At 37.0% G+C, this 20,375-nt stretch carries 18 protein-coding genes; 7 read left to right on the forward strand and 11 right to left on the reverse strand.

Annotation, left to right across the window (positions count from 1 at the left end; translation table 11 throughout):
- Window positions 1-1,107 precede the first annotated feature (1,107 nt).
- The gene (locus tag BC008_RS26350; RefSeq protein WP_027845677.1) at window positions 1,108-1,596 is read left to right on the forward strand and encodes a molybdenum cofactor biosynthesis protein MoaE; all 489 of its coding nucleotides are present in this window, start codon (window positions 1,108-1,110) and stop codon (window positions 1,594-1,596) included.
- Window positions 1,597-1,901: 305 nt separating this feature from the next.
- Here BC008_RS26350 and rpmA read toward each other — a convergent pair whose 3' ends face one another.
- On the reverse strand, window positions 1,902-2,171 hold the full coding sequence (gene rpmA / locus BC008_RS26355; RefSeq protein ID WP_027845676.1) for a 50S ribosomal protein L27: 270 nt from the start codon (window positions 2,169-2,171) through the stop codon (window positions 1,902-1,904).
- 472 nt (window positions 2,172-2,643) lie between these two features.
- Complete coding sequence (rplU, locus tag BC008_RS26360) at window positions 2,644-3,027, reverse strand: 50S ribosomal protein L21 (RefSeq protein ID WP_058183881.1); 384 nt, start codon at window positions 3,025-3,027, stop codon at window positions 2,644-2,646.
- A 590-nt stretch (window positions 3,028-3,617) separates the two neighbouring features.
- On the opposite strand from rplU, the gene BC008_RS26365 reads away from it, so the two are divergent.
- Window positions 3,618-4,433: a hypothetical protein gene (locus BC008_RS26365; protein ID WP_058183879.1), complete on the forward strand. Its 816-nt coding sequence runs from the start codon at window positions 3,618-3,620 to the stop codon at window positions 4,431-4,433.
- Window positions 4,434-4,900: 467 nt separating this feature from the next.
- On the opposite strand, the gene BC008_RS49695 is transcribed toward BC008_RS26365, so the two are convergent.
- A complete protein-coding gene (locus BC008_RS49695; protein WP_161938146.1) occupies window positions 4,901-5,065 on the reverse strand; it encodes a hypothetical protein in 165 nt (54 codons plus the stop codon).
- 255 nt (window positions 5,066-5,320) lie between these two features.
- Between BC008_RS49695 and BC008_RS26370 the strand changes: the two genes are divergently transcribed.
- The 4 genes from BC008_RS26370 (at window position 5,321) to BC008_RS26385 (ending at window position 9,768) form a co-directional block, all read left to right on the forward strand.
- The gene (locus BC008_RS26370) at window positions 5,321-6,409 is read left to right on the forward strand and encodes a nucleotidyltransferase domain-containing protein (protein ID WP_027846524.1); all 1,089 of its coding nucleotides are present in this window, start codon (window positions 5,321-5,323) and stop codon (window positions 6,407-6,409) included.
- Between the two features lie 697 nt (window positions 6,410-7,106).
- On the forward strand, window positions 7,107-7,451 hold the full coding sequence (locus BC008_RS26375) for a FeoA family protein (RefSeq protein WP_027846525.1): 345 nt from the start codon (window positions 7,107-7,109) through the stop codon (window positions 7,449-7,451).
- A gap of 458 nt (window positions 7,452-7,909) precedes the next feature.
- On the forward strand, window positions 7,910-8,746 hold the full coding sequence (locus BC008_RS26380; protein ID WP_027846526.1) for a YwiC-like family protein: 837 nt from the start codon (window positions 7,910-7,912) through the stop codon (window positions 8,744-8,746).
- A 461-nt stretch (window positions 8,747-9,207) separates the two neighbouring features.
- Window positions 9,208-9,768, forward strand: coding sequence for a DUF1353 domain-containing protein (locus BC008_RS26385; protein WP_036266095.1), 561 nt, complete (start codon window positions 9,208-9,210; stop codon window positions 9,766-9,768).
- 139 nt (window positions 9,769-9,907) lie between these two features.
- On the opposite strand, the gene BC008_RS26390 is transcribed toward BC008_RS26385, so the two are convergent.
- The 4 genes from BC008_RS26390 to BC008_RS26400 all read right to left on the reverse strand — a co-directional run bounded on the left by BC008_RS26390 (window position 9,908) and on the right by BC008_RS26400 (window position 13,209).
- Window positions 9,908-11,212 carry a tetratricopeptide repeat protein gene (locus BC008_RS26390; protein WP_027844189.1) on the reverse strand — a complete coding sequence of 435 codons (1,305 nt, stop codon included), beginning with the start codon at window positions 11,210-11,212 and terminating at the stop codon, window positions 9,908-9,910.
- Window positions 11,213-11,538: 326 nt separating this feature from the next.
- A complete protein-coding gene (locus BC008_RS26395; RefSeq protein WP_027844188.1) occupies window positions 11,539-12,753 on the reverse strand; it encodes an RNA-guided endonuclease InsQ/TnpB family protein in 1,215 nt (404 codons plus the stop codon).
- Between the two features lie 58 nt (window positions 12,754-12,811).
- Window positions 12,812-12,937, reverse strand: a complete 126-nt coding sequence (locus BC008_RS52190; RefSeq protein ID WP_268768242.1) for a hypothetical protein — start codon at window positions 12,935-12,937, stop codon at window positions 12,812-12,814.
- Between the two features lie 14 nt (window positions 12,938-12,951).
- A complete protein-coding gene (locus BC008_RS26400) occupies window positions 12,952-13,209 on the reverse strand; it encodes a hypothetical protein (RefSeq protein ID WP_058183877.1) in 258 nt (85 codons plus the stop codon).
- Between the two features lie 159 nt (window positions 13,210-13,368).
- On the opposite strand from BC008_RS26400, the gene BC008_RS26405 reads away from it, so the two are divergent.
- Window positions 13,369-14,982, forward strand: coding sequence for an IS1182 family transposase (locus BC008_RS26405; protein WP_058184037.1), 1,614 nt, complete (start codon window positions 13,369-13,371; stop codon window positions 14,980-14,982).
- 498 nt (window positions 14,983-15,480) lie between these two features.
- Here the strand turns inward: BC008_RS26405 and BC008_RS26410 are convergent, their stop codons facing one another.
- From BC008_RS26410 to ppsA, 4 genes are all read right to left on the reverse strand, one after another.
- Window positions 15,481-15,714 carry a WD40 repeat domain-containing protein gene (locus tag BC008_RS26410; protein WP_027844185.1) on the reverse strand — a complete coding sequence of 78 codons (234 nt, stop codon included), beginning with the start codon at window positions 15,712-15,714 and terminating at the stop codon, window positions 15,481-15,483.
- Window positions 15,715-15,924: 210 nt separating this feature from the next.
- Window positions 15,925-16,476, reverse strand: a complete 552-nt coding sequence (locus tag BC008_RS26415) for a universal stress protein (protein ID WP_027844184.1) — start codon at window positions 16,474-16,476, stop codon at window positions 15,925-15,927.
- A 103-nt stretch (window positions 16,477-16,579) separates the two neighbouring features.
- Window positions 16,580-17,143, reverse strand: a complete 564-nt coding sequence (locus BC008_RS26420; protein WP_058183875.1) for a universal stress protein — start codon at window positions 17,141-17,143, stop codon at window positions 16,580-16,582.
- A gap of 203 nt (window positions 17,144-17,346) precedes the next feature.
- Window positions 17,347-19,797 carry a phosphoenolpyruvate synthase gene (gene ppsA, locus BC008_RS26425; RefSeq protein WP_027844183.1) on the reverse strand — a complete coding sequence of 817 codons (2,451 nt, stop codon included), beginning with the start codon at window positions 19,795-19,797 and terminating at the stop codon, window positions 17,347-17,349.
- Window positions 19,798-20,375: the final 578 nt, after the last annotated feature.

Below are 20,375 nucleotides of genomic sequence, written 5' to 3' on the forward strand. Positions count from 1 at the left end.
TTATAATTTTCTTGAACCTGGCTGGCAGATATTTCATTACTAAAGCAGGAAATCAATATGAGTTACAGCTTATAAGGCTATAACTGCTATATATTTAGCCGCAAAAGACATCTTTATTCCTATCGGTTAATGAGTAAGATTCTCATACCATTTGCAATTAGCGTATTTCAGAGCAGATAATTTTTGTTGTGCAGAAAATTAAAACTAGCCTTCAAGCTCTAGAAATAAAACGATAACCGCAAGGTTGTGTTTCTATTGATTCATTTTTTAATGTTTTCAATTAATTTCAGCTATTTTTATCACCTTAATTATAGTAATATGCCCTATAAATTACCATTAATTGTGATTTATCTATATGGATGTTTTTAGTTATACATTTTAGAGACTACGTAATTATTAGCATTTTTGTCAAGAGTAAGTTTTTACCGAACAGTTAGATTCACAACATTTTAAAATGTTGTAATTTTAAAATCACAACATTTTGAAGCTTATATTTCAAAATAGATATTCGCAATAAATGTTGGAAAATTTTGTTATAACTTTGACTTCGCATTATAAATATTCCTTACAAGCGAACAAAAGACTGTTGAATACAATACGAAAGTTTATATGTGAAGAATATATTAAACTTTTTTTGTATGATGAAGCAAAAATAAAAGGGAAAATGTTTAGTTTTTACTTAACATTTTTAACCTTTGAGCCCATGCTTAAAATCGTTTAATAATTTGCCTAAACTAATTTATTTAAATAACTTGTTTAAAATGTTTGTGCAAAAAAATAGTTTCCACAAATAAATATATTTCCTATATAAGTCCCTAGTTTGTACTACCAGAAATCTTAAATTTGTCAAATATGTCTGCTTTAGCGATATGGGTTAAACTAATTACCTATAGGATTTTTTGGATGTTATTGCTCTGATGATTGCAAATAAGAGTAATTTCATGGGTTTTGGTCAATGCAAGCCATTAGGCGTTAACCAACATCATTTAATGAATATTTCTGCTTTTTAGGAATCACCTTTAGTTTCAAGACTGATGCACTGAGTGCGATTTTGCCATACAAAATGTAACAATATTTAAAACGTCTTGAATAACAGACTCGTAGCCAATGGATCTAATTTTCAAAAACCCCGGAAGTACGCCTATTAAGCCGAATGCTGAAGATAGCTTCGGTATTAGTTTTGCGCCGTTGTCACCAGATGAAGCTTATGTCAAAGCTGATGACCATGCTAATGGTGCTGTAGTAATGATGAGCGGTATGGTTCGTAATCAGACTGATGGTAAAGCCGTTATTGCACTGGAATATCAGGCTTATGAACCAATGGCGTTACAAATTTTTTATCAAATTGCTGCTCACATCCGACAACAATGGACTGATGTTAAGCGAATAGTAATCCAACACCGGATAGGACGTTTACAAATAGGTGAAATTAGTGTGTTAGTCGCTATTGGCTGTCCCCATCGTTCTGAAGCCTTCGAAGCTTGTCGTTATGCGATCGATACTCTCAAGCATAACGCTCCAATTTGGAAAAAAGAATTTTGGGCTGATGGTTCTAGTACCTGGGTAAGCATTGGTGCTTGCGAGCAAAATTGCTAATGAATCTTGAAGTATTTGAGTTTTGAAGTTTTGAAGTTTTGATATTTTGATATTTTGAAAGTAGAGGTAGTAAACTTTGTAAACTTCTATACTTGACACCTTGTGATAACTGGTTTTTATTTCACTAGAATCTCTACGAAGAAACTTGAAAATTAAAAACATCCCATCATTCATTTGCTGAAGCCTGACTATTATGTGTCCAGCAAAATAATAATGATGGGATAATTTATTTCTGAGAGTTAATTAATTTTTCTTTTCTAAATTTCCTGGACTAGTCTGGTTCAAAAAAGAAAAAGTGTAATTACTTAGCTAGCCACTGGAGTAGTTGCGTAAACACTGATTTTTTTACGACTTTTACCTTTTCTTTCGAAGGCTACCACTCCATCGATGAGGGCAAAAATTGTGTCATCTTTACCGATACCAACGTTGTTTCCAGGATGGTACTTGGTACCGCGCTGACGCACAATAATATTTCCTGCACGAACAGCTTGACCGCCATAACGCTTCACACCTAGTCTCTGAGCATTTGAGTCGCGACCGTTACGGGTACTACCCGTTCCTTTCTTATGAGCCATGGTTTTCTCCTGTGTTTGATTTTAAAGTTGAGGATAAGGGTTTTCTGTACTTATCTCTTGGCAAATTTTTTCTCGGTGAATATTCTTACCTTACCAAGCCTTTTAGAGTAATAAGTAAGAAGTAATAAGTAATAAGTAATTAAGCAAAAGCCTATTATCATCAAGCAACTTAAAGTTTTGCTTAATTTACGCTGTGAGTGCGTACATTTTTTTGTAAGCAGGAGCAAAATTGACAATATCTAAGATGACAAGGATATATCCTTATTCATAAAGAAGATAAACAATCAATTGAATAGTTGAGTTTTCTTACTTCAAGCAGAAGTCTTATTCACTACTCGTTACTCATTACTGTGCGCAATACCTACGGTACGCTTACGCGCTTCTACGCGCCCCGCAATACCTATAGCTGCGCTACCTTGCGGATCCGGTACGCTACCGCTAGGCGCTAACATTACTCATTACTCATTACCTATTATTCTGCAGCAGCTTCTGCAGGTGCAGCACTGCTTTCTTCAGTCGCTGCTTCTATCAAGGTTGAGCCATTCAAACTGATAGAATCAATCATCAATCTGGTAATTTCCTGACGATGACCGCGCTTTTTGCGGGTTTTCTTCTTGGGCTTCATTTTGTAGACCAGTACTTTACGATCCCTGAAGTGTCGCATTACGGTCCCTTCTACTGTCGCACCACTTACCAATGGTTGTCCTATATTTACTTCACCGTTGTGCTGTACAAGTAAGACTGAGTCAATGGTAACTTTTTCATTTTCGCCCGCAGAAAGTCGCTCGATGTCGTAAAAACGACCTGCTTCGACTCTAATCTGTTTGCCGCCAGTTTCAATAATTGCGTAGGTCATGGATATTTTATTTAAAGTTGCCGTACAGGTAGCTGGAATATTTCAATTCCCAGCATTTGCCGTCTGTTTACCTGATCCGAGCAGGAGTAAGACAGTAAGTAGTTTAGCATTCTAACAAAATTTCGGAGCGACAATATTATTTTGATGCAGATTAATCTAAGTCTGACCCAGGAAAATTTAACTGAGGTAGTTATCACCAATAAGTCATCGGAAGAAATAGCATTTAAGCGAAAGAACTGGTGCAAGAAGTTTTAGAGCTTATCAAAGTATTCTCCGCACGTCTTTGTGGTTCTAGAAGTAAGAAAAATGAAAATAATAAATTAATTGATGGGAGACGTAAATACTAAGCGCAATCGCAATATATGGAAAGCTATTTTTGCTGCTATAAACTCATGGAAACAAGTAAAAAAAATACTATTTGTTGCTGTTTAACACTTGATTTACTGTAGTTAAATTAGCTCCAAGTGTTGTGAGAAATTTGTTAACACCCGATTGAGGGTCAGTGTGTACAAAAATACATGCAAAGTTGTAATTGTTTCATATAATACTGACATAAAAAATATGCAAATATTTATTTGAGAGAAATAGCTATGTCTAACAATGCTTATAGTACCGCAAGCAGTGTTGATGAATTCCAAGAAAGAATTTCAGCAAGATGGGATGAAGGATATGACTTAGTAGATATTGAATACACTGACGGTATATGGTTTGGGGTTTTTCAAGATCTTCCTGGCGGTAATGCTTATAGCACCGCAAACAGTATTGGTGAATTCCAAGAAAAAATTAAAGCAAGATGGGATGAAAAATATGACTTAGTCAATGTTGAACATGTTGATGGTATCTGGTTTGGAATTTTTCAAGAAGATTTTGGTGCTAATGCTTATAGCACCGCAAGCAGTGTTGATGAATTCCAAGAAAGAATTTCAGCAAGATGGGATGAAGGATATGACTTAGTAGATATTGAATACACTGACGGTATATGGTTTGGGGTTTTTCAAGATCTTCCTGGCGGTAATGCTTATAGCACCGCAAACAGTATTGGTGAATTCCAAGAAAAAATTAAAGCAAGATGGGATGAAAAATATGACTTAGTCAATGTTGAACATGTTGATGGTATCTGGTTTGGAATTTTTCAAGATGATTCTAGTATTACTAGCGCTTATCACACCGCAAGCACTTTTGATGAACTTATAGAAAGTAGTCAAACATTGTGGGATAAGCAATACGAGTTAGTTGATGTAGAATATGCTGATGGTATATGGTTTGGGACCTTTGAAAAGGAAATTTATACGCCTACCTTGAATGACTATGTCAACCAAATGTCACAATACAATGACCTACTATTTTCCCAATCAATGGCATTGGATGCAGTAAATATGGCAATCGATAATAGCATTATCTTTTAGAACTTATATACAGGTAGGACTATTTCATTCCTTAAAAGGTTTTATTTTGAAACTCTGTTGTGCTATAGGGACGTAGATTCTTGGTTCGACAAGTCCACTTAAACGATCATTCCTTACGGTATCTAGTCCAGAGATGGTTCTTATGGTTGCGTGTTAACCCATTATAGAAAAGGTCATACATTGAGAGATAGTGGCTCCGTAGTAGTGCAGCTATAGCTAGAGACTAGAGAGGGGCTATGACTAAGTCATCTATCGCTGCGCTACGTTCCAAACGGATCCGCCGACGCCGCAGGCTAAACTCGTGTCCGTAGGACAAACAGGATTAACCGATATCCTAACCTTATTACGTAGTACCAAAATAGTACTTAATTACTATTTCTTCTGATTTCTATGTATTTTTGCTGAAACAGATAATTACTCACAAAAAATTTATGTTGGTTTCCGAAATGATAACTAAGGCTCTGTAGTTAATAGGGACACAACACAGGACAGCACCAAAATTTCTGGGTAGCATCAGCCGCCCAGATTTTTTCTTTCTTATTTGTCTTTATTTCCGATTGTTGGTCAGCATCTACCGCAAATGCTAGCGCTACAATGGCTTGAACTGTTACACTCAGCGAATTAAAATCCATAAATCATTTGGATTAATAAATCATTTAGATTAATAAATAAATTAATAAACTAATAAATTAATAAATTAATTAATAAACTATAGTAATCATATTTGATTTATGAATAGATCAATCACGTAGAGACGTTGCATGCAACGTCTCTAGAATATCGATTCTCACGAGTGATTTAGGATTGCTATATCACTTCGTTTCTATCTTAATCTTTGAAGTAAATCCCAAACACTACTGATTACCATTTACAATTATCCGAGCTTCATGAAAAGAATTGATGTTGAAAAAAGAACTATTTTTATTGGCTTAGCAGGTAGTCATGGATATGGATTAAACCGTCCAGATTCAGATTATGATTACCGAGGAGCATTTATTGCACCAAAAAGATATTATTTGGGTTTCGACCGAGTAGAACAAAAAGATTCTGGTTGGAATGAGGAAGGGATATTTCCATTTTTAGATGGAGCAACAGATACGGTTATTTATGAGATTAGAAAATTAATCCAGTTATTATCTGGTGCAAATCCCAATGTTCTAGAATTATTGTGGTTGACACAATATCCTGTTTTGACATCGGTGGGACGACTGTTAATCGAGAATCGTCAGTTATTTTTAAGTAAAAAGGTTAAACATACCTATTCTGGCTATGCGTCAGCCCAAATCAAAAAGATGGAAACCCATCGTAAGTGGTTGTTAAATCCTCCCCAAAAAAAGCCGCTTCCGACTGATTTTGGAATTGAAGACGAACCCCTGCTGACAAAAGAAGAACTGAATACTTTTTTGGAATATCTTTATCTATTAATTAGAGGTAAGGTTGAGTTTTTAGAAGAAGCGGAGCAATTATATAAGTTATTGACTGCGGAAGTTGATTTTAAAAGTTTGCTGAAACAGTATGTTTTACCAGATGAGACTTTAGAGTATACTCAAAATTTAACTAACAGTCGCAAAGATTTTATTCGTTTACTCAAGAAAAGCCAAAGGTATCAGGTTGCTCTACGAGAATGGAAAGCTTATCAAGCTTGGAAAGAAAATCGAAATCCTGTGAGAGCCGAAATGGAGAGAAAGTCCGGTTTTGACCTCAAGCATGGAATGCATTGCATTCGATTGCTTCGCAGTGGATTAGAAATATTACGCACTGGAGAACTAATTGTCGATCGTACAGTTGCTGGTGATGCAGAAGATTTGAGAGCCATTCTCCAAGGTAAATATACTTACGAACAAGTCATGAAAATGGCTGATGATGTTGTTGTGGAGATGGATGAAGTTTACGAAGGTTCTAATTTACCAAATAAACCTGACTTAGAAAAAATCAATGAGCTATGTATAGAAATCGTTGAGATGCAAGGGTTTTGAGAACTTAGGCGTTAGGACAAAATAAGTCAGGAGTCAAGTAAGAAGTAAGAAGTGAAAAGTTTGCACATCATAGCTTTTCCGGATTTACCGATGTCCTAATCTTATTCCGTGGTGCGATACCTGGCTGCTTGATATTTAACAATTGACAATAAAAAATCTTGCGGACTCAATGTTATGTAAACCCACAAGATAAGTTGCTTGTTTAATAAAGAACCGACAAACGACAAGAATTAACATTCATATGGAACGTTGATTTGAATGAGTATCGCCTATAGAAGAGTAAAAAACTATCTGTATGGAAAAGCCATATCAGTAGATAATCAAAATCAAATCAAACAAAATACACCTGATGACAGTAATAAGAAGAATTTTTACTTAGAAAAAACGTGAGATTTTTGATATATGAATTCTGATGAAACTATAAAATAATTGCGTATATTTGTCAATAGACAAGATAATATATTAACTGTATGGAATACTTGTATTGTAACTATAATTTCTATGATTTACGGTAAATGAGCAGCACTCTGATCGAATAAAAAATTAAAATAGTAACTAATTTGGCTTTTTATTGAAAAGATTTAGCGATAAATTACTAATATATATTTTAACAAAATTGAGTTTTGAGAGTAGAGTTCTACGAATAAATTGGCAACTTAAATAAATCAATCAATAAAATAAGTAATGGAGGTCAGCCTTGAAAAATAGTGACAATGCCGATAATAACTTCAATTCGCCAGAGACTGGAAAATGGGCTGGATTCCAGTTTTTTTGTGGCGCTCAATCTCGAAAAATTAACTTGAACTCTCGTGCAAATTTGATATCACTATCTGAGACTCAACTGGGAGATGTTGTTTGTATTATCGAAATCGATCCTATAGACTGCATTGATTACTTACTGAATATGGGATTTACGATTGGAACTGAATTACAGGTCATTAGTGTGACCAAAACCGGTTCTGTAGTTGTCAACTTAAATGATAAATGCTTAGGGCTAGGCGCAGACATGGCTAGTAGTATTTTTGTGAAAAGGTTTTCATAGGTACATCGGCTATTTTTCCTCTCTACTCCCTTCTCCAACAAAGTTTTTAATCAATTTTACTCAAGTACTTACAGCATACTTCAAGTTGATGAGTTAGATTCAGACACACACTAATGCTCAAATAAAACAAGTTTGAGGATATAGTTTTGTACCTCATTTACTTGTGAAGTACTGTATTTTCAAGACTTATTTCAGCTACTCATAAAGTTACCCAGAATAATTTCATGGTCTTGTTTAGGACGCGCAAGTTTCAAATCATCTAGCGTGGATTGTGATTTGTGATACAAATTAATTATTTTTTCACTATTGACAATTTATATCAAATAAATCAAGATATAATCATAAGTATCACTAATCAAAAGATTAATTAACCAAAACTAATTTTATCTAATTGCGAACGGAATAACACTTTCAGATATTTTTTTCTGCTGTAAAGGTTACATATCGGGAATAGCGGCATGATTGGATTTGCTAGAGCATCAGATGTGTCAGAGCAAAAGTTGCAAATTAATTTCAAGAATTGCTTGAGACCGACTTTTTCTCCAGAGCATGGAGTTTTACTGGTTTTGTTGGGTTCCGTTGTGACCGGATCTGCTTTAGCCCAAGCCTGGAATTATTGCACAACATTAGCATTTATTTGTGCGTTTTTTGCTCTGCAAGCAGAGCATCCTTTAGTGGTTCAAATTAAACAGAGGAGCACTTGGAAACCGAGATTTTTAATTTGGAGTGGGATTTACGGGACAGTCGCAATTGCGATCGCTATTTGGTTGTGGTTTCAGTCTCCGGTTTTAGTCTGGATTTATGCTTTAGCATTGATAGCATTCATTGCTGATGTTGTTGCTGTATTGCAGAAAAAACATAAGTCAATTCTCAATGAACTGGTGACATTTGCAGGGATTTGTTTATCAACTCCTTTGGCTTATGCAGCAACTACACATAGCCTTTGTGTAGAAGTAATAGCGATTTGGTTGTTGAACACATTGTTTTTTGGTAGTGCGATTTTCAGCATCAAATTACGACGGAAGAAGACAAGTTCTCCAATCTTGGGGGTGACTTATCACGTTATTGCAAGCACAATAGTCGCTGGGTTTTATTTACTGGGTTGGTTGAATATATTTACAGCTTTAGCATTCGTTGTGGCTTTAATTAAATTTGCTGTAGCGGTCGGGCTTCGTAGTTGGTATTGTAAAGCTCGATTTCAATATATCGCTATATTTGAAACCCGTTTTGCCTTAATCTATGTGGCTATAGCAGCAATTAGTGTTTTACCAGCCCATTTACCGGTTGTTTCTTGAAAAACATGAATAGGTGTTATGTATATGGGTAGTTCGGGAACAGGAGTTGTAGAGACAATAGTCCTTTTTGTGAAAACGTCTCTATGGGAGTTGTACAGCAGAATTCAGGAGTCAGAAGACAGGAGTCAGGAGTAGAATCTTCTTTATAACTGACTTTCAGTTTTTGAACTGTACCTCACTTAGTTGCAATCCGCTATAAGACAGAATACAAGAGTCACTAAAAATTAGTTAAATACTGGTATTTCTAGTAGTCACGAGCTCGGTTGTTCTCATACAATTGGGCTTATTTGTTATTCTTGTTCTGCTAGTCAATACTTTTGCGTTTATTTACTACAGGTTTCTGTAAGATAAATTTTGTGTCGATTTATTTACCTAAAAAATACGTAAATAAAGACTTTTGGTCTGAAGAATTAACTAGAAAATACAAAAAATCTTTCACACAGATCAGAAAAAATAAACTGATGCAAATTCCCAATCAACAAATAATATCAGAATTTCCACAAATAAAATTACATCATAATGCTTGGAAAAGTATACTGATGCAAATTTTGAATAAACAAGCAATCCCAAAATTTCCAAGAGCAAAAGTATCTTATGACCCCCAGGAGAATATATGGACTTTGCAAGAAAAATATTCTTATCGAGATGAAATTAAAAAATCTACAATTATTCTAGATAAGGGTTTTGAGTTCGATCTCTCTTCGATTCCCAGATTATTTTGGATCGTAATTGGAACTCATGAGCTTTCACTGGAAGCACCATTAATTCATGATTTCATGTATATGAGTAGGGGAGGGACCCGAGAGTACTTCCAGCAAAAACCAATATTGGGTAGTATTAAAACTAAAGGTGTATACTATTCTCGCAAAGAAGTCGACGATCTATTTCTTCGAATGATGCAACAAGCAGGTGTAAGCAGATGGCGTAGATTGTTGGGATATATAGGTGTTAAGTTTTGTGGTGGATGGTACTGGAATTCCAATGAGAAAAAATTTGAGGAAAATCCTGCACTGAAATCATGATTTATTGGATAACTTAAAAAATCTATATATGTCGTCAAAAAAAATTGACTTTAGTTTGAGGATTTTCAAAGTGAAATTAACCAAATAAAATTTTGCAAATATTTAATTTATTTTATTGTATTTTATTTTATTTAAAGCTTTAGTTGGAATCATCTTTGTCACGCTCTAAATCGTAAATTACTGTTTCCAGATACCATTCTTCAGACATCCCTGGATAGTAATGCTTAGCTTGTTCGATTAATCTTTCTGCGATCGCCCAATGTCCCCCAACTAGTCTTAAAAGACGCTGTCGCAGAACTTCATCGTTTGTTTTTTGAATTTCGGGACTGGGAGATTTAAATTTTTTCATATGATTTAAGACTGTTTGGTAATTTTCCCAGTCTTCTTTTTCGCAAAATATGCTGATAGCGCGTTGACAGTCATCTACAGCGCGTTGTACTTCTTCAATGTAGGTGTAAGCAATACCGCGATTATAATAAGCGTGAGCATTCTTGGAATCGTATTCAATGGCCTTGGTATAATCCTCTATAGCTCCGATGTAATTTCCCATTTCTCGGTAAGTATTACCTCTACCAACATAAACTGAGGTATTTTCTGGATCCATGCTAATGGCAGAATTGAAATCCTTAATTGCTCCTTGAAAATCTCCTAAATGGGAACGTACCTTACCACGACTCCGGTAAACTATTGCATCCCGAAAATCTAATCCCAAAGCTTGGTTAAAATCTGAGATTGCTTCTTGGTATTTACCTTGTTTGAAGCGGACTATACCTCGACAACAATAAGCTTTACCATCTTGGGGATCTGTTAAGAGTAACCAGTTCAAGTCTTCTAATGCTTCTGGGGTATCCCCACGTTCGGCTTTATCTAATAATTCAGTAAAATAATCATCTTCGGATACTATCGGTAAGTTCTGATTTTTAGATTGCTGATGTCTAGATTCTTGAGTAACCTGTCCTATTGCTGTTTGATATTCTTTTGGCTGTAACTGTTTAATCTTTTCTAAACAAAGTCGACAATTTTCTTTATCTTTCTGTCGCAGATATAAATCTGCTGCTTTTTTAAAGTTTGCGATCGCATCTGTGGTGTAACCTTGTTTACGCCGAACTATCCCCCTTAAATCGTAGGCTGCGGCATAATTGATATTGATATTAATAGCTTTTTCAATATCATCTAAGCTTCCAGGTAAATTTTTCAATTCTAACCTTGTCAGTGCGCGACAATAATAAGCTTCTCCATTCCTGGGATTTAATTTTAGACACTCACTATAATCGGAAATTGCTTGGTATATGTCTCCTGATTCATAGTATGCTAAACCCCGATAGCGATAAGCATCGGCAAAGTAAGGATTTTCCTGCAAAGCATGAGTAAATTGTTCGATTGCTGCTTTGTAGTTTTTTTGCTTTAATTTTTCTAAGCCTTGATTGTAGTATTCTTGACTCATAATCTTTTTGGTGAACTCAGGAAAGTTGTTTTAAGAATGGGTTACGCTAGCTTTTATGCTTACTTATTGTTAATTTAGTCGTTAAGTTACAAATAAGTTCATAAATACCCATTCTAACTAACCCATTTCAGCAACCGACCAAGTACAAATGTTAAATTTGCTTGAGTGTTGTAATAAATTATAGTTACCAATAGATTATCTATTCACCCACAGACCAGATAGCAACACTACCTCCATTATCTGCACCACTACTTACAAGTACAAGGGTTTTTCCAACTGAACTGAGATTCAAAGAGTAGACATGACCGGTTTGACACTCCCCATGCCTAAAGGCTAGGGGATTCTTGGTTCTTAGAGGATACTTGCTCAACCAGGTTTACACCAGACTGAGTAGAGGTTTCATCTCCCCAAGCGTTGCTTGCGTCTAACGCAAAAGTTCCGGTGTGCCCCACCGTACTCAATCCTCGACGAAGGATATTTCTAGCTGCATTCTCATCTCTATCCATCACACAACCACATGCACAAACATGAGTCCTAGTAGATAGGGTTTTCTTTACAACTTGTTCACAGCTAGAGCATTCTTGGCTTGTGTATTGGGGAGGTACCGCAACTGTTACCCGCCCAAATACTCTTCCAAAGTACTCAACCCAGACACGGAATTGATACCAAGATGCATCATTAATGGATTTAGCCAGACAATGATTTTTCACCAAATTTTTGATCCTCAAATCTTCATAAGCGATCAAGTCGTTAGACTGAACTACGCACCGCGCTAACTTCACAGCATGGTCTTTACGTTGCCTACTTATTTTGAGGTGACGTTTACCTAAAATCTGTCTAGCTTTTCTCCTGTTGTTTGAACCTTTAACTTTTTTAGATACTCTACGTTGAGAGCGCTTGAGAACTTTTTCACCTTTGCGGAGAAACTTAGGATTTTCAACAATCTCACCATGAGAATTGGTGTAGTAATATGCAATTCCAACATCTAACCCAATAGTGCAATTAGTTGCCTCAATATTCTCAGAACGCTTTACATCAATACAGAATTGCACATAAATGCCATCTACTCGTTTAACTAAGCGTACTCGTTTAATCTGCTTTATTTGATAGAAATGCAAATCACGAGTACCTTTTAGTTTTAACCGCCCAATACCTTTTTTGTCGGTGAAAGTTATGTATTTGCGATTGTCAGCAAGCTTCCATCCTGAGGTTTTGTATTCAACAGAGCGACAATCTTTCTGGAATCTAGGATATCCTTTCTTCCCTGGCTTGCCTTTTTTGCAGTTGTCATAAAACCGAAAAATCGATGACCATGCTCGTTCTGCACTTGCTTGTCTTGCCATTGAATTGAGTTCGTTAGCAAAAGGGAATCGAGACGCCAATACAGCACAATATTTCTGCAAATCGTTTTTACCAGTCTTGGGTTTATCCATCCATAACCGAATGCAGCTATTACGGATAAACTTGGCTGTACGAATTGCTTCCTCTACTGCTTTGTATTGACTTTCTTTCCCGTATGCTTTGAGCTCAAAAACCAACATAATTTTAAAACACCTCTTATCTTATACTAACATATTGAGTATAAGATTGCCAGATAAATTAAGAAGGGGAATCAATTCCCCTGCGCCCTACATCCCCACAATTAAAATTAGGGGCTTTGGTCGCATCTTGGTAAGGTAAACTAGGTGTAACTTGGACATTTCCCCTACTTTTAGGTGCAGACATACCCAAGTCTGAATTTATAAACCAAAACCACCGACTACAAGGGTTTTCCCAATCCCCTGCGGGGACGCTGCGCTAACGGGACTAAAAGCTACTGTATGGAGTCTGTTCATCTTTACATCGAAAGTATCAAAAACTTCTCCTGTCTCTAACCCCCATATTATTACTGCTCCGTGGGAGTAAATATCTCCTTTCATACGGAAATAACCAGCAAGAAACTTACCATTAGGATCGATCACCAGAGAATTTACCCCACCTACGGAGCCATCAGTCAAACTACGAACTAATTTATTCGTTATTATAATATTCCAAAGCTTTATTTCTTTATAGCCAAAACTCCTACTAGAGCACCAGTCCAGTAGAAGATATTGACAAAAGGTACAGTTTTTGCAGAGGCTAATATTGGAGAACTGTGGTATCAGGAGTGCATACAGATGCGTCCAGAAATTTGGAAGCCTCCAGTAGAATTGTCAGTAGCAGAACAAAAAGTAGCCAAACGTATACGCAAAGCAAAGTTGTTCGTATTTTTGAGAAAAATACGTCACGAGTTATTCGACCCAGATTTTCAAAGGGAATTAGGGACAATTTTCAAAGATAGTAGTGTAGGATTGTGCCCAATAGCACCAGCACAATTGTCACTGGCAATCATTCTCCAAGCATATACTGGAGTTTCAGACGAAGAAGCAATAGAAGCAATTGAAATGGACAGACGGTGGCAGCTAGTTTTAGATTGCCTCGATTGCGAGAAAGCACCATTTGGAAAAGGAACACTGGTAAGATTTCGAGCACTCTTAATAGCAAATTCTTTTGACCGACGGTTAATTGAAAAAACAATTGAAATGGCACAAAGTTCGGGAGAATATAACTCACGTTCATTAAGAGTAGCCCTTGATTCGAGTCCACTATGGGGAGCCGCACGAGTCGAAGATACGTATAATCTATTAGGTCATGCACTACGAAAAGCGTTGGAGGTAATATCTCAGAATTATCAACAGGACTTAGTAACTGTTGCTACAAGTGCAGGAGCAGAAGTAGTGACAGGAACAAGCCTCAAAGCAGCTCTGGATTTAGATTGGGATGACCCACAAGCGCGAAATTTAGCACTGTCAACAATTTTACAAGCTTTGAATTCAGTTGAGTCCTGGGTAGAAGAAAAAACMGATTTGGATCACAAAACAATCAGTCAGGTCAAMAAAAGCCTTAAAGATGCACGACAGATTGAAACACAAGATGTAGAGGAGACATCAGATGGCTCCCCAAAGCTCCGTAAGGGCGTTGCCAAAAATAGACGTATTTCAATTCAGGATGAGGAAATGCGTCATGGACGTAAAAGCCGCAATAAACGTGTTGATGGTTACAAACGCCATGTTTTAAAGGATTTAGAACTACAAATGGTACGGGCTGTTGGCGTTACACCTGCAAATGCACCTGAAGCATCAGTAACTCCAGACATCGAAGAAGACTTAAACTCTCAGCAAGTAATAATTCAAGAGTTACAGATTGACCGCGCATATTTGACCAGCCATTGGGTCAAACAGCGTACACCTACAATGACTATTATTTGTAAGCCATGGAAGGTCAGAAATGGTCATTTTTTTGATAAAAATGCCTTTGTTCTTGATTGGGAACAGCATTTGATTCGCTGTCCAAATGGAGTCAGTTTACCATTTACTGAGGGGAGTGTTGTCCGCTTCCCCAAACATGAATGTGACAGTTGTCCAAAACGTTCTCAATGTACCCAAAGCAAGCATGGTCGTAGCATCTCAATTCACCCAGATGAATCTTTACTTGCAGAATTACGGGAACGTCAAACTAGTAACACAGGACGTGCTAAACTCCGCGAACGTGTTAGTGTTGAACATACTCTAGCCCATATTGGTCAATGGCAGGGAGATAAAGCTCGCTATCTTGGATTACGCAAAAACCTTTTTGACCTCCGACGTATGGCTGTTGTACACAATCTGCACGTTCTTGCTCGCATGTGTAAAACTAATGATACTGTTGGCGAACTTGAAAATTCAACGAAAAGGAGAATAAGTACAGGCTAATTAAAGCAGCAAAAATTTAATTCACAAAGAATATTAAAACTCCCGTTTGCGTCTAATACATGGAAAGAGGGATTAAAGCACGTATTACACGGAAAGTTGTTTTTGGTGTAGAAACCAATTCAATTAATCGCAAGCTTTCCCTGAATATCTCGCTTCACTACTGCAATTCCCGTGTATTACATGGTTGATTTTAACTGATTTTACCGCGTAATACATGGGGCAAGCATGCTCCCAAATAAAATGCAAGCACCCGATAAGCCTGTGAATGCTCGTGTTTAGGCAACAAAAGCGGATGTTTGTTGATGTGGCTGTGTCTCATGGTAAACCCAAATCTCTATTTAACTTCTATTTTCCATGTATTACATGGGAAGGGGAGTTTTATTTCCCTACGCTTCTTCTGTTTTCCGGTAAATTGTGAAGTCCCCGCTACAGTGTCAACTATTGTTGGAGAAATTCCTAATTTTCTACCACATAATCTACTTAATTTGTCAACAGCTTCTACTGGACTGGTGTTCTAGCAAGGAACTTACCATTAGGAGCAAAGGCAATGGATACAATATTACCGTTAGTATCCCCACTGACAAGGATTTTCCCGTCTGGACTCCAAGCGATTGAATATACCGCCCGAGAGTTTTGCAAGTTTAGGAGTAATTTCCCATCTGGCTGCCACAGCTTAATTGTACCATCAACGCTAGCACTCGCGATAATTTTACCATCGGGGGCGATCGCCACTTTATTTTTATTTTTATGTTTATTTTTGTCTCTTATTTTCCAATCCTTTTAGTGCGATCGTAAGTAAAGCTATAATATATGAAATTTTAGCTGAAACGCAGTAGACCCCACGTCTCTTCTATGGAAAGCATGAGCGTGGGATTAAGGATTTGCAGCCAAACAGCAAAGCCAACTTTACCTCTGTTAAAAAAATCTAGAGTTATGAAAGAGTTATGAATTTGAAATTTTTTCTTTTTCAGTTATTTTTTCTGTTTCAGATACTTCTTCATCAGTAGTTTTATTCGCCGGACCTTGTACAACTAGTACAGAACAACATGCATGATGTAATACATAATTGCTAACACTACCAAGGAAAAATTCACTTAAGCCGCGACGACCGCGACGACCCATAATAATTATATCTGCACCCCAGCTAAGTGCAGTATCACAAATGGTTCGACCCGCTTCACCAACATATTGGTTAAATTCAGTTACAATACCTAAGTTTTTCGCTTCTTCGTACCGAGCATGTAGCCATTTCAACCTATCTTCCTTAAGCTTTTTCCAGTCTTTGAGGTGTATCTCATTCCTTTGAGCTTGGTACTCTGGATAAAGAATGGTTGGTTGAACAAATACGGGATCGATATATTGTTCGTCTAATGGATTTAAGATATGAAGCAACAGCAAGCGTGCATCATTTATTTTTGCTAAAGATACAGCTTCATCAAAAACGTACTGACTTATGTCGGAAGTATCGATTGCAACCAAAACGTTGTGAAACATATTTTACTCCTTGAAGATTGGGAAATAGGATGAATGATTGAATTGGTTATTTCTGACTTCTTACTTTTGATTTTCTCCCCACAGGGTGCGAATACATTTCATTTCAAACACTATTTTCAGTTTCAGTTTTAGTGTCAGTTTCAGTTTTCAACTTTTGTGTTTGAGATACTTTTCGAGCGTCGGTCTCAGTAACTGGACCTTGTACAATTAACACCGAACAATGGGCATGATGAAGTACATAATTACTAACGCTGCCAAGAAAAAATTCACTGAAACCGCGAAGACCGCGACGACCGATCACAATTAGATCTGCATCCCAACTATAAGCGACATCACAAATTATTCGGCTTGGTTCGCCAATGTGTTGATTAGATTCAGTGACTATACCTAATTTTTCTGCTCGCTCGCACTTGGATTTGAGCCACTTTAACCTTTGTTCTTCAAGCCTTTCCCAATCAATACATTTTTTATTACTTTCGCCTTGGTGTTCTAAATAAAAAATAGTTGGTTCTATAACCATACCATTAATATATTGCTCATCTAAGGGATTTAAGACATGAAGCAACATTAAGTTTGCATTATTTGTTTTTGCTAAAGATACTGCTTCATCAAAAACGTACTGACTCATATCAGAATTATCGATTGCAACAAGAAGCCTGTGAAACATAGGTTAACTCCTTGGATGTTGGGAATTTTAGGAGGTATTGGGAGTGTTAGATGTTTGGAAGGTAGGGAGTTCAAGAATTTAGAGATGAATTTGAATTGAATTTGAATTTGAATTTGAGCGTAAATAGGAATATGAATTTCTAATCTTGTATTCCTTACTTTATCTCTCCCTGTTCTCTTCCAAGTAAATATGTAAATACAATTTTAACTTTTCTGTTCGACAGCGGCGACTTTCAACATGGTCTTCAATACTGAATCAGGATTGAGACTTATAGAATCAATACCTTGTTGGACTAAGAAACGAGCAAATTCTGGATAATCACTGGGTGCTTGTCCGCAGATACCAATTTTACGTCCGTGTAGTTTGACAGTAGTTATAGCTTTAGCTATTGTTCGCTTAACTGCTTCATTGCGCTCGTCAAATAAATGTGCAATCAATCCTGAATCCCGATCCAAACCAAGTGTTAACTGGGTCAAATCGTTAGAACCAATGGAGAATCCATCGAAAATTTTGCTAAATTCATCGGCTAATTGAACATTAGATGGTAGTTCGCACATTACATAGACTTGTAGGTTATTTTCACCCTTAACTAAGCCATTTTTCGCCATCTCTGCTAAAACACGGTTACCTTCTTCTGGAGTACGACAAAATGGAACCATCAAAATTACGTTGGTTAAACCCATTTCATCTCGTACTCTTTTCATGGCTTGACATTCTAGAGCAAAGCCCTGACGATAACGTTCATCATAATAGCGAGAAGCACCGCGCCATCCCAGCATTGGGTTTTCTTCTTTGGGTTCAAATTCCCTTCCACCTAAAAGGTTTGCATATTCGTTACTCTTAAAATCACTCAGACGAACTATGACAGGCTTGGGATAGAATGCTGCAGCAATGGTACCTATACCCTGGGCTAATCTATCTACAAAGAATTGAGGTTTATCTTGGTATTGTTTGGTTAATTCTGCAATTTTGGATTTAGCGAGTTTGTCTTCTAATCTATCAAAGTTAATTAATGCTAATGGGTGGGCTTTTATGTGGTTGGCGATAATAAATTCCATCCTTGCAAGTCCTACCCCATCATTAGGTATAGCACTCAAGCCAAAAGCTTCTTCTGGATTACCCACATTCATCATAATTTTAGTTTGAGTGTGAGGTAATTTCTCCAACCTTACTTCTTCGACTTCGTAAGGTAATAATCCTTGATAAACTTTACCTGTTTCTCCTTCTGCACAAGAAACAGTAATATTTTGTCCAGTTTTTAACACAGTAGTAGCATTACCGCAGCCAACTATTGCAGGAATTCCCATTTCTCTAGCAATGATTGCTGCATGACAGGTGCGTCCTCCTGAATTTGTTACTATTGCACCAGCTTTTTTCATTATTGGTTCCCAATCAGGATCGGTACGGTTAGTTACCAATACTTCTCCTGGTTGGAACAAGTTAAGATTATGTACGTCTAGAATAATTTTGGCTTTACCTTGTCCGATCGTTTCGCCAACACTGCGACCTGTGACCAATAAAGATTCTTTCTTGGCTATGTTTGCATTATCTTTGAGGCGATATGTCCGGAGGATATTATTTAGCTTTTGCGATTGGACTGTTTCTGGACGAGCTTGGACAATAAATAATTCATTAGTAATCCCATCTTTTGCCCACTCAATATCCATGGGGGTATAAGTACCCCGTGCTTGGGAATAGTGTTCTTCAATTATGTAAGCCCAGTGTGCCAATTGTAAAATTTCATCGTTATTCAAAGCAAATTTCTGACGCTGGCTTGAAGATACAGGAATATTCTTAGTCAACTTAGAACCGCCTAAATCGTACACCATTTTAATTTCTTTGGTGCCGAGGCGTTTATCTAAAATTGGGCGATACCCTTGTTTTAGTGTAGGTTTGAATACCAAGTACTCATCTGGATTTACTGCCCCTTGAACTACATTTTCACCTAAACCATAGGCAGCTGTAATTAACACCGCATCTTTAAAACCACTTTCGGTATCGATAGAAAACATCACACCGGAAGCTGCTAAATCAGAACGTACCATTTTTTGTACGCCCACTGACAAAGCCACATTGAGATGATCGAAGCCTTTAAGTTGTCGATAAGAAATTGCACGGTCTGTAAAAATAGATGCAAAGCACTTATGACAAGCTTGTAAAACAGCGGATAGACCGTGAACATTTAAATAAGTTTCTTGCTGTCCAGCAAAGCTCGCGTCGGGTAGGTCTTCCGCTGTAGCGCTGGAGCGAACTGCTACGTCAATATCAGGACCATACTCAGAGCAAAGATTTTTATAAGCTGTTGCAATCGATTTTTGTAATTCCTGTGGAAAGGGGGTTTGTAGGATCAAATTCCTGGCTTTTTTGCCACACTTGCGCAGACTATCAATGTCTTCTACATCTAACGAAGCAAAAATATCTCTCAGTTGGGTTTCTAATCCCCCTGCTTCGATAAAACGACGATAAGCCTCAGCGGTAGTTGCAAATCCTGTGGGGACTTTGACGCCTTTAGGTATGAGTCGCTGGATCATTTCCCCCAAAGAAGCATTTTTACCACCCACTAGAGAAATATCTGCAATTCCTACTTCATGAAAAGATAATACTAGACATTGTTCTTTAGATTGTTGGTGGGTATTAATTACTTTGTTTAACATAGTAAAGCTTCCTATCAAAGGTATTGCACAACAAAAGAAAGTACTGATTTAAGCTCTTTTATCCTCTTCGCTCGATATTCACTGTTATACAAAGATAATTTGAGGAATTTGTGAGGATGGGAAGTGTGGGGAGTGTGGGGAGTGTGGGGAGTTTGGGGAGTGTGGGGAGTGTGGGAGGTGTGGGGAGTGTGGGGAGAAAATAAATTTTTATCCTTATTATTAACTCCTCAGAATAAAACCCTCATAACTTGTGTTGTCGAGTAACGCTCTTCCATCACTCTCATCAAAGTTAAAAAGTAAAATCCTTGCTGGATAAGACTTTTAGCCAAAAGTGATGATTTTATTCATAGTGTTAGAAAATAAAGCTCCAAACTCAATCCCTGTTTGAGGTTAAAAAATGGTCTGAGATTTTTACTTCCCCATTTGGATGGAAGAGCGATGATAGTATGACCTATGTCTTGACCATCTTTTAGCTTTTCAATTAAGAAATTTCCTTAATTATAAGTACTTCTAAAAGCAACACCATTACAATTGAGCAAGAATTTTCTTAACTCTTTGTAAGTCAGAAGTCAGGAGTT

It is taken from the genome of Mastigocoleus testarum BC008, assembly GCF_001456025.1.
GTDB lineage: Bacteria > Cyanobacteriota > Cyanobacteriia > Cyanobacteriales > Nostocaceae > Mastigocoleus > Mastigocoleus testarum.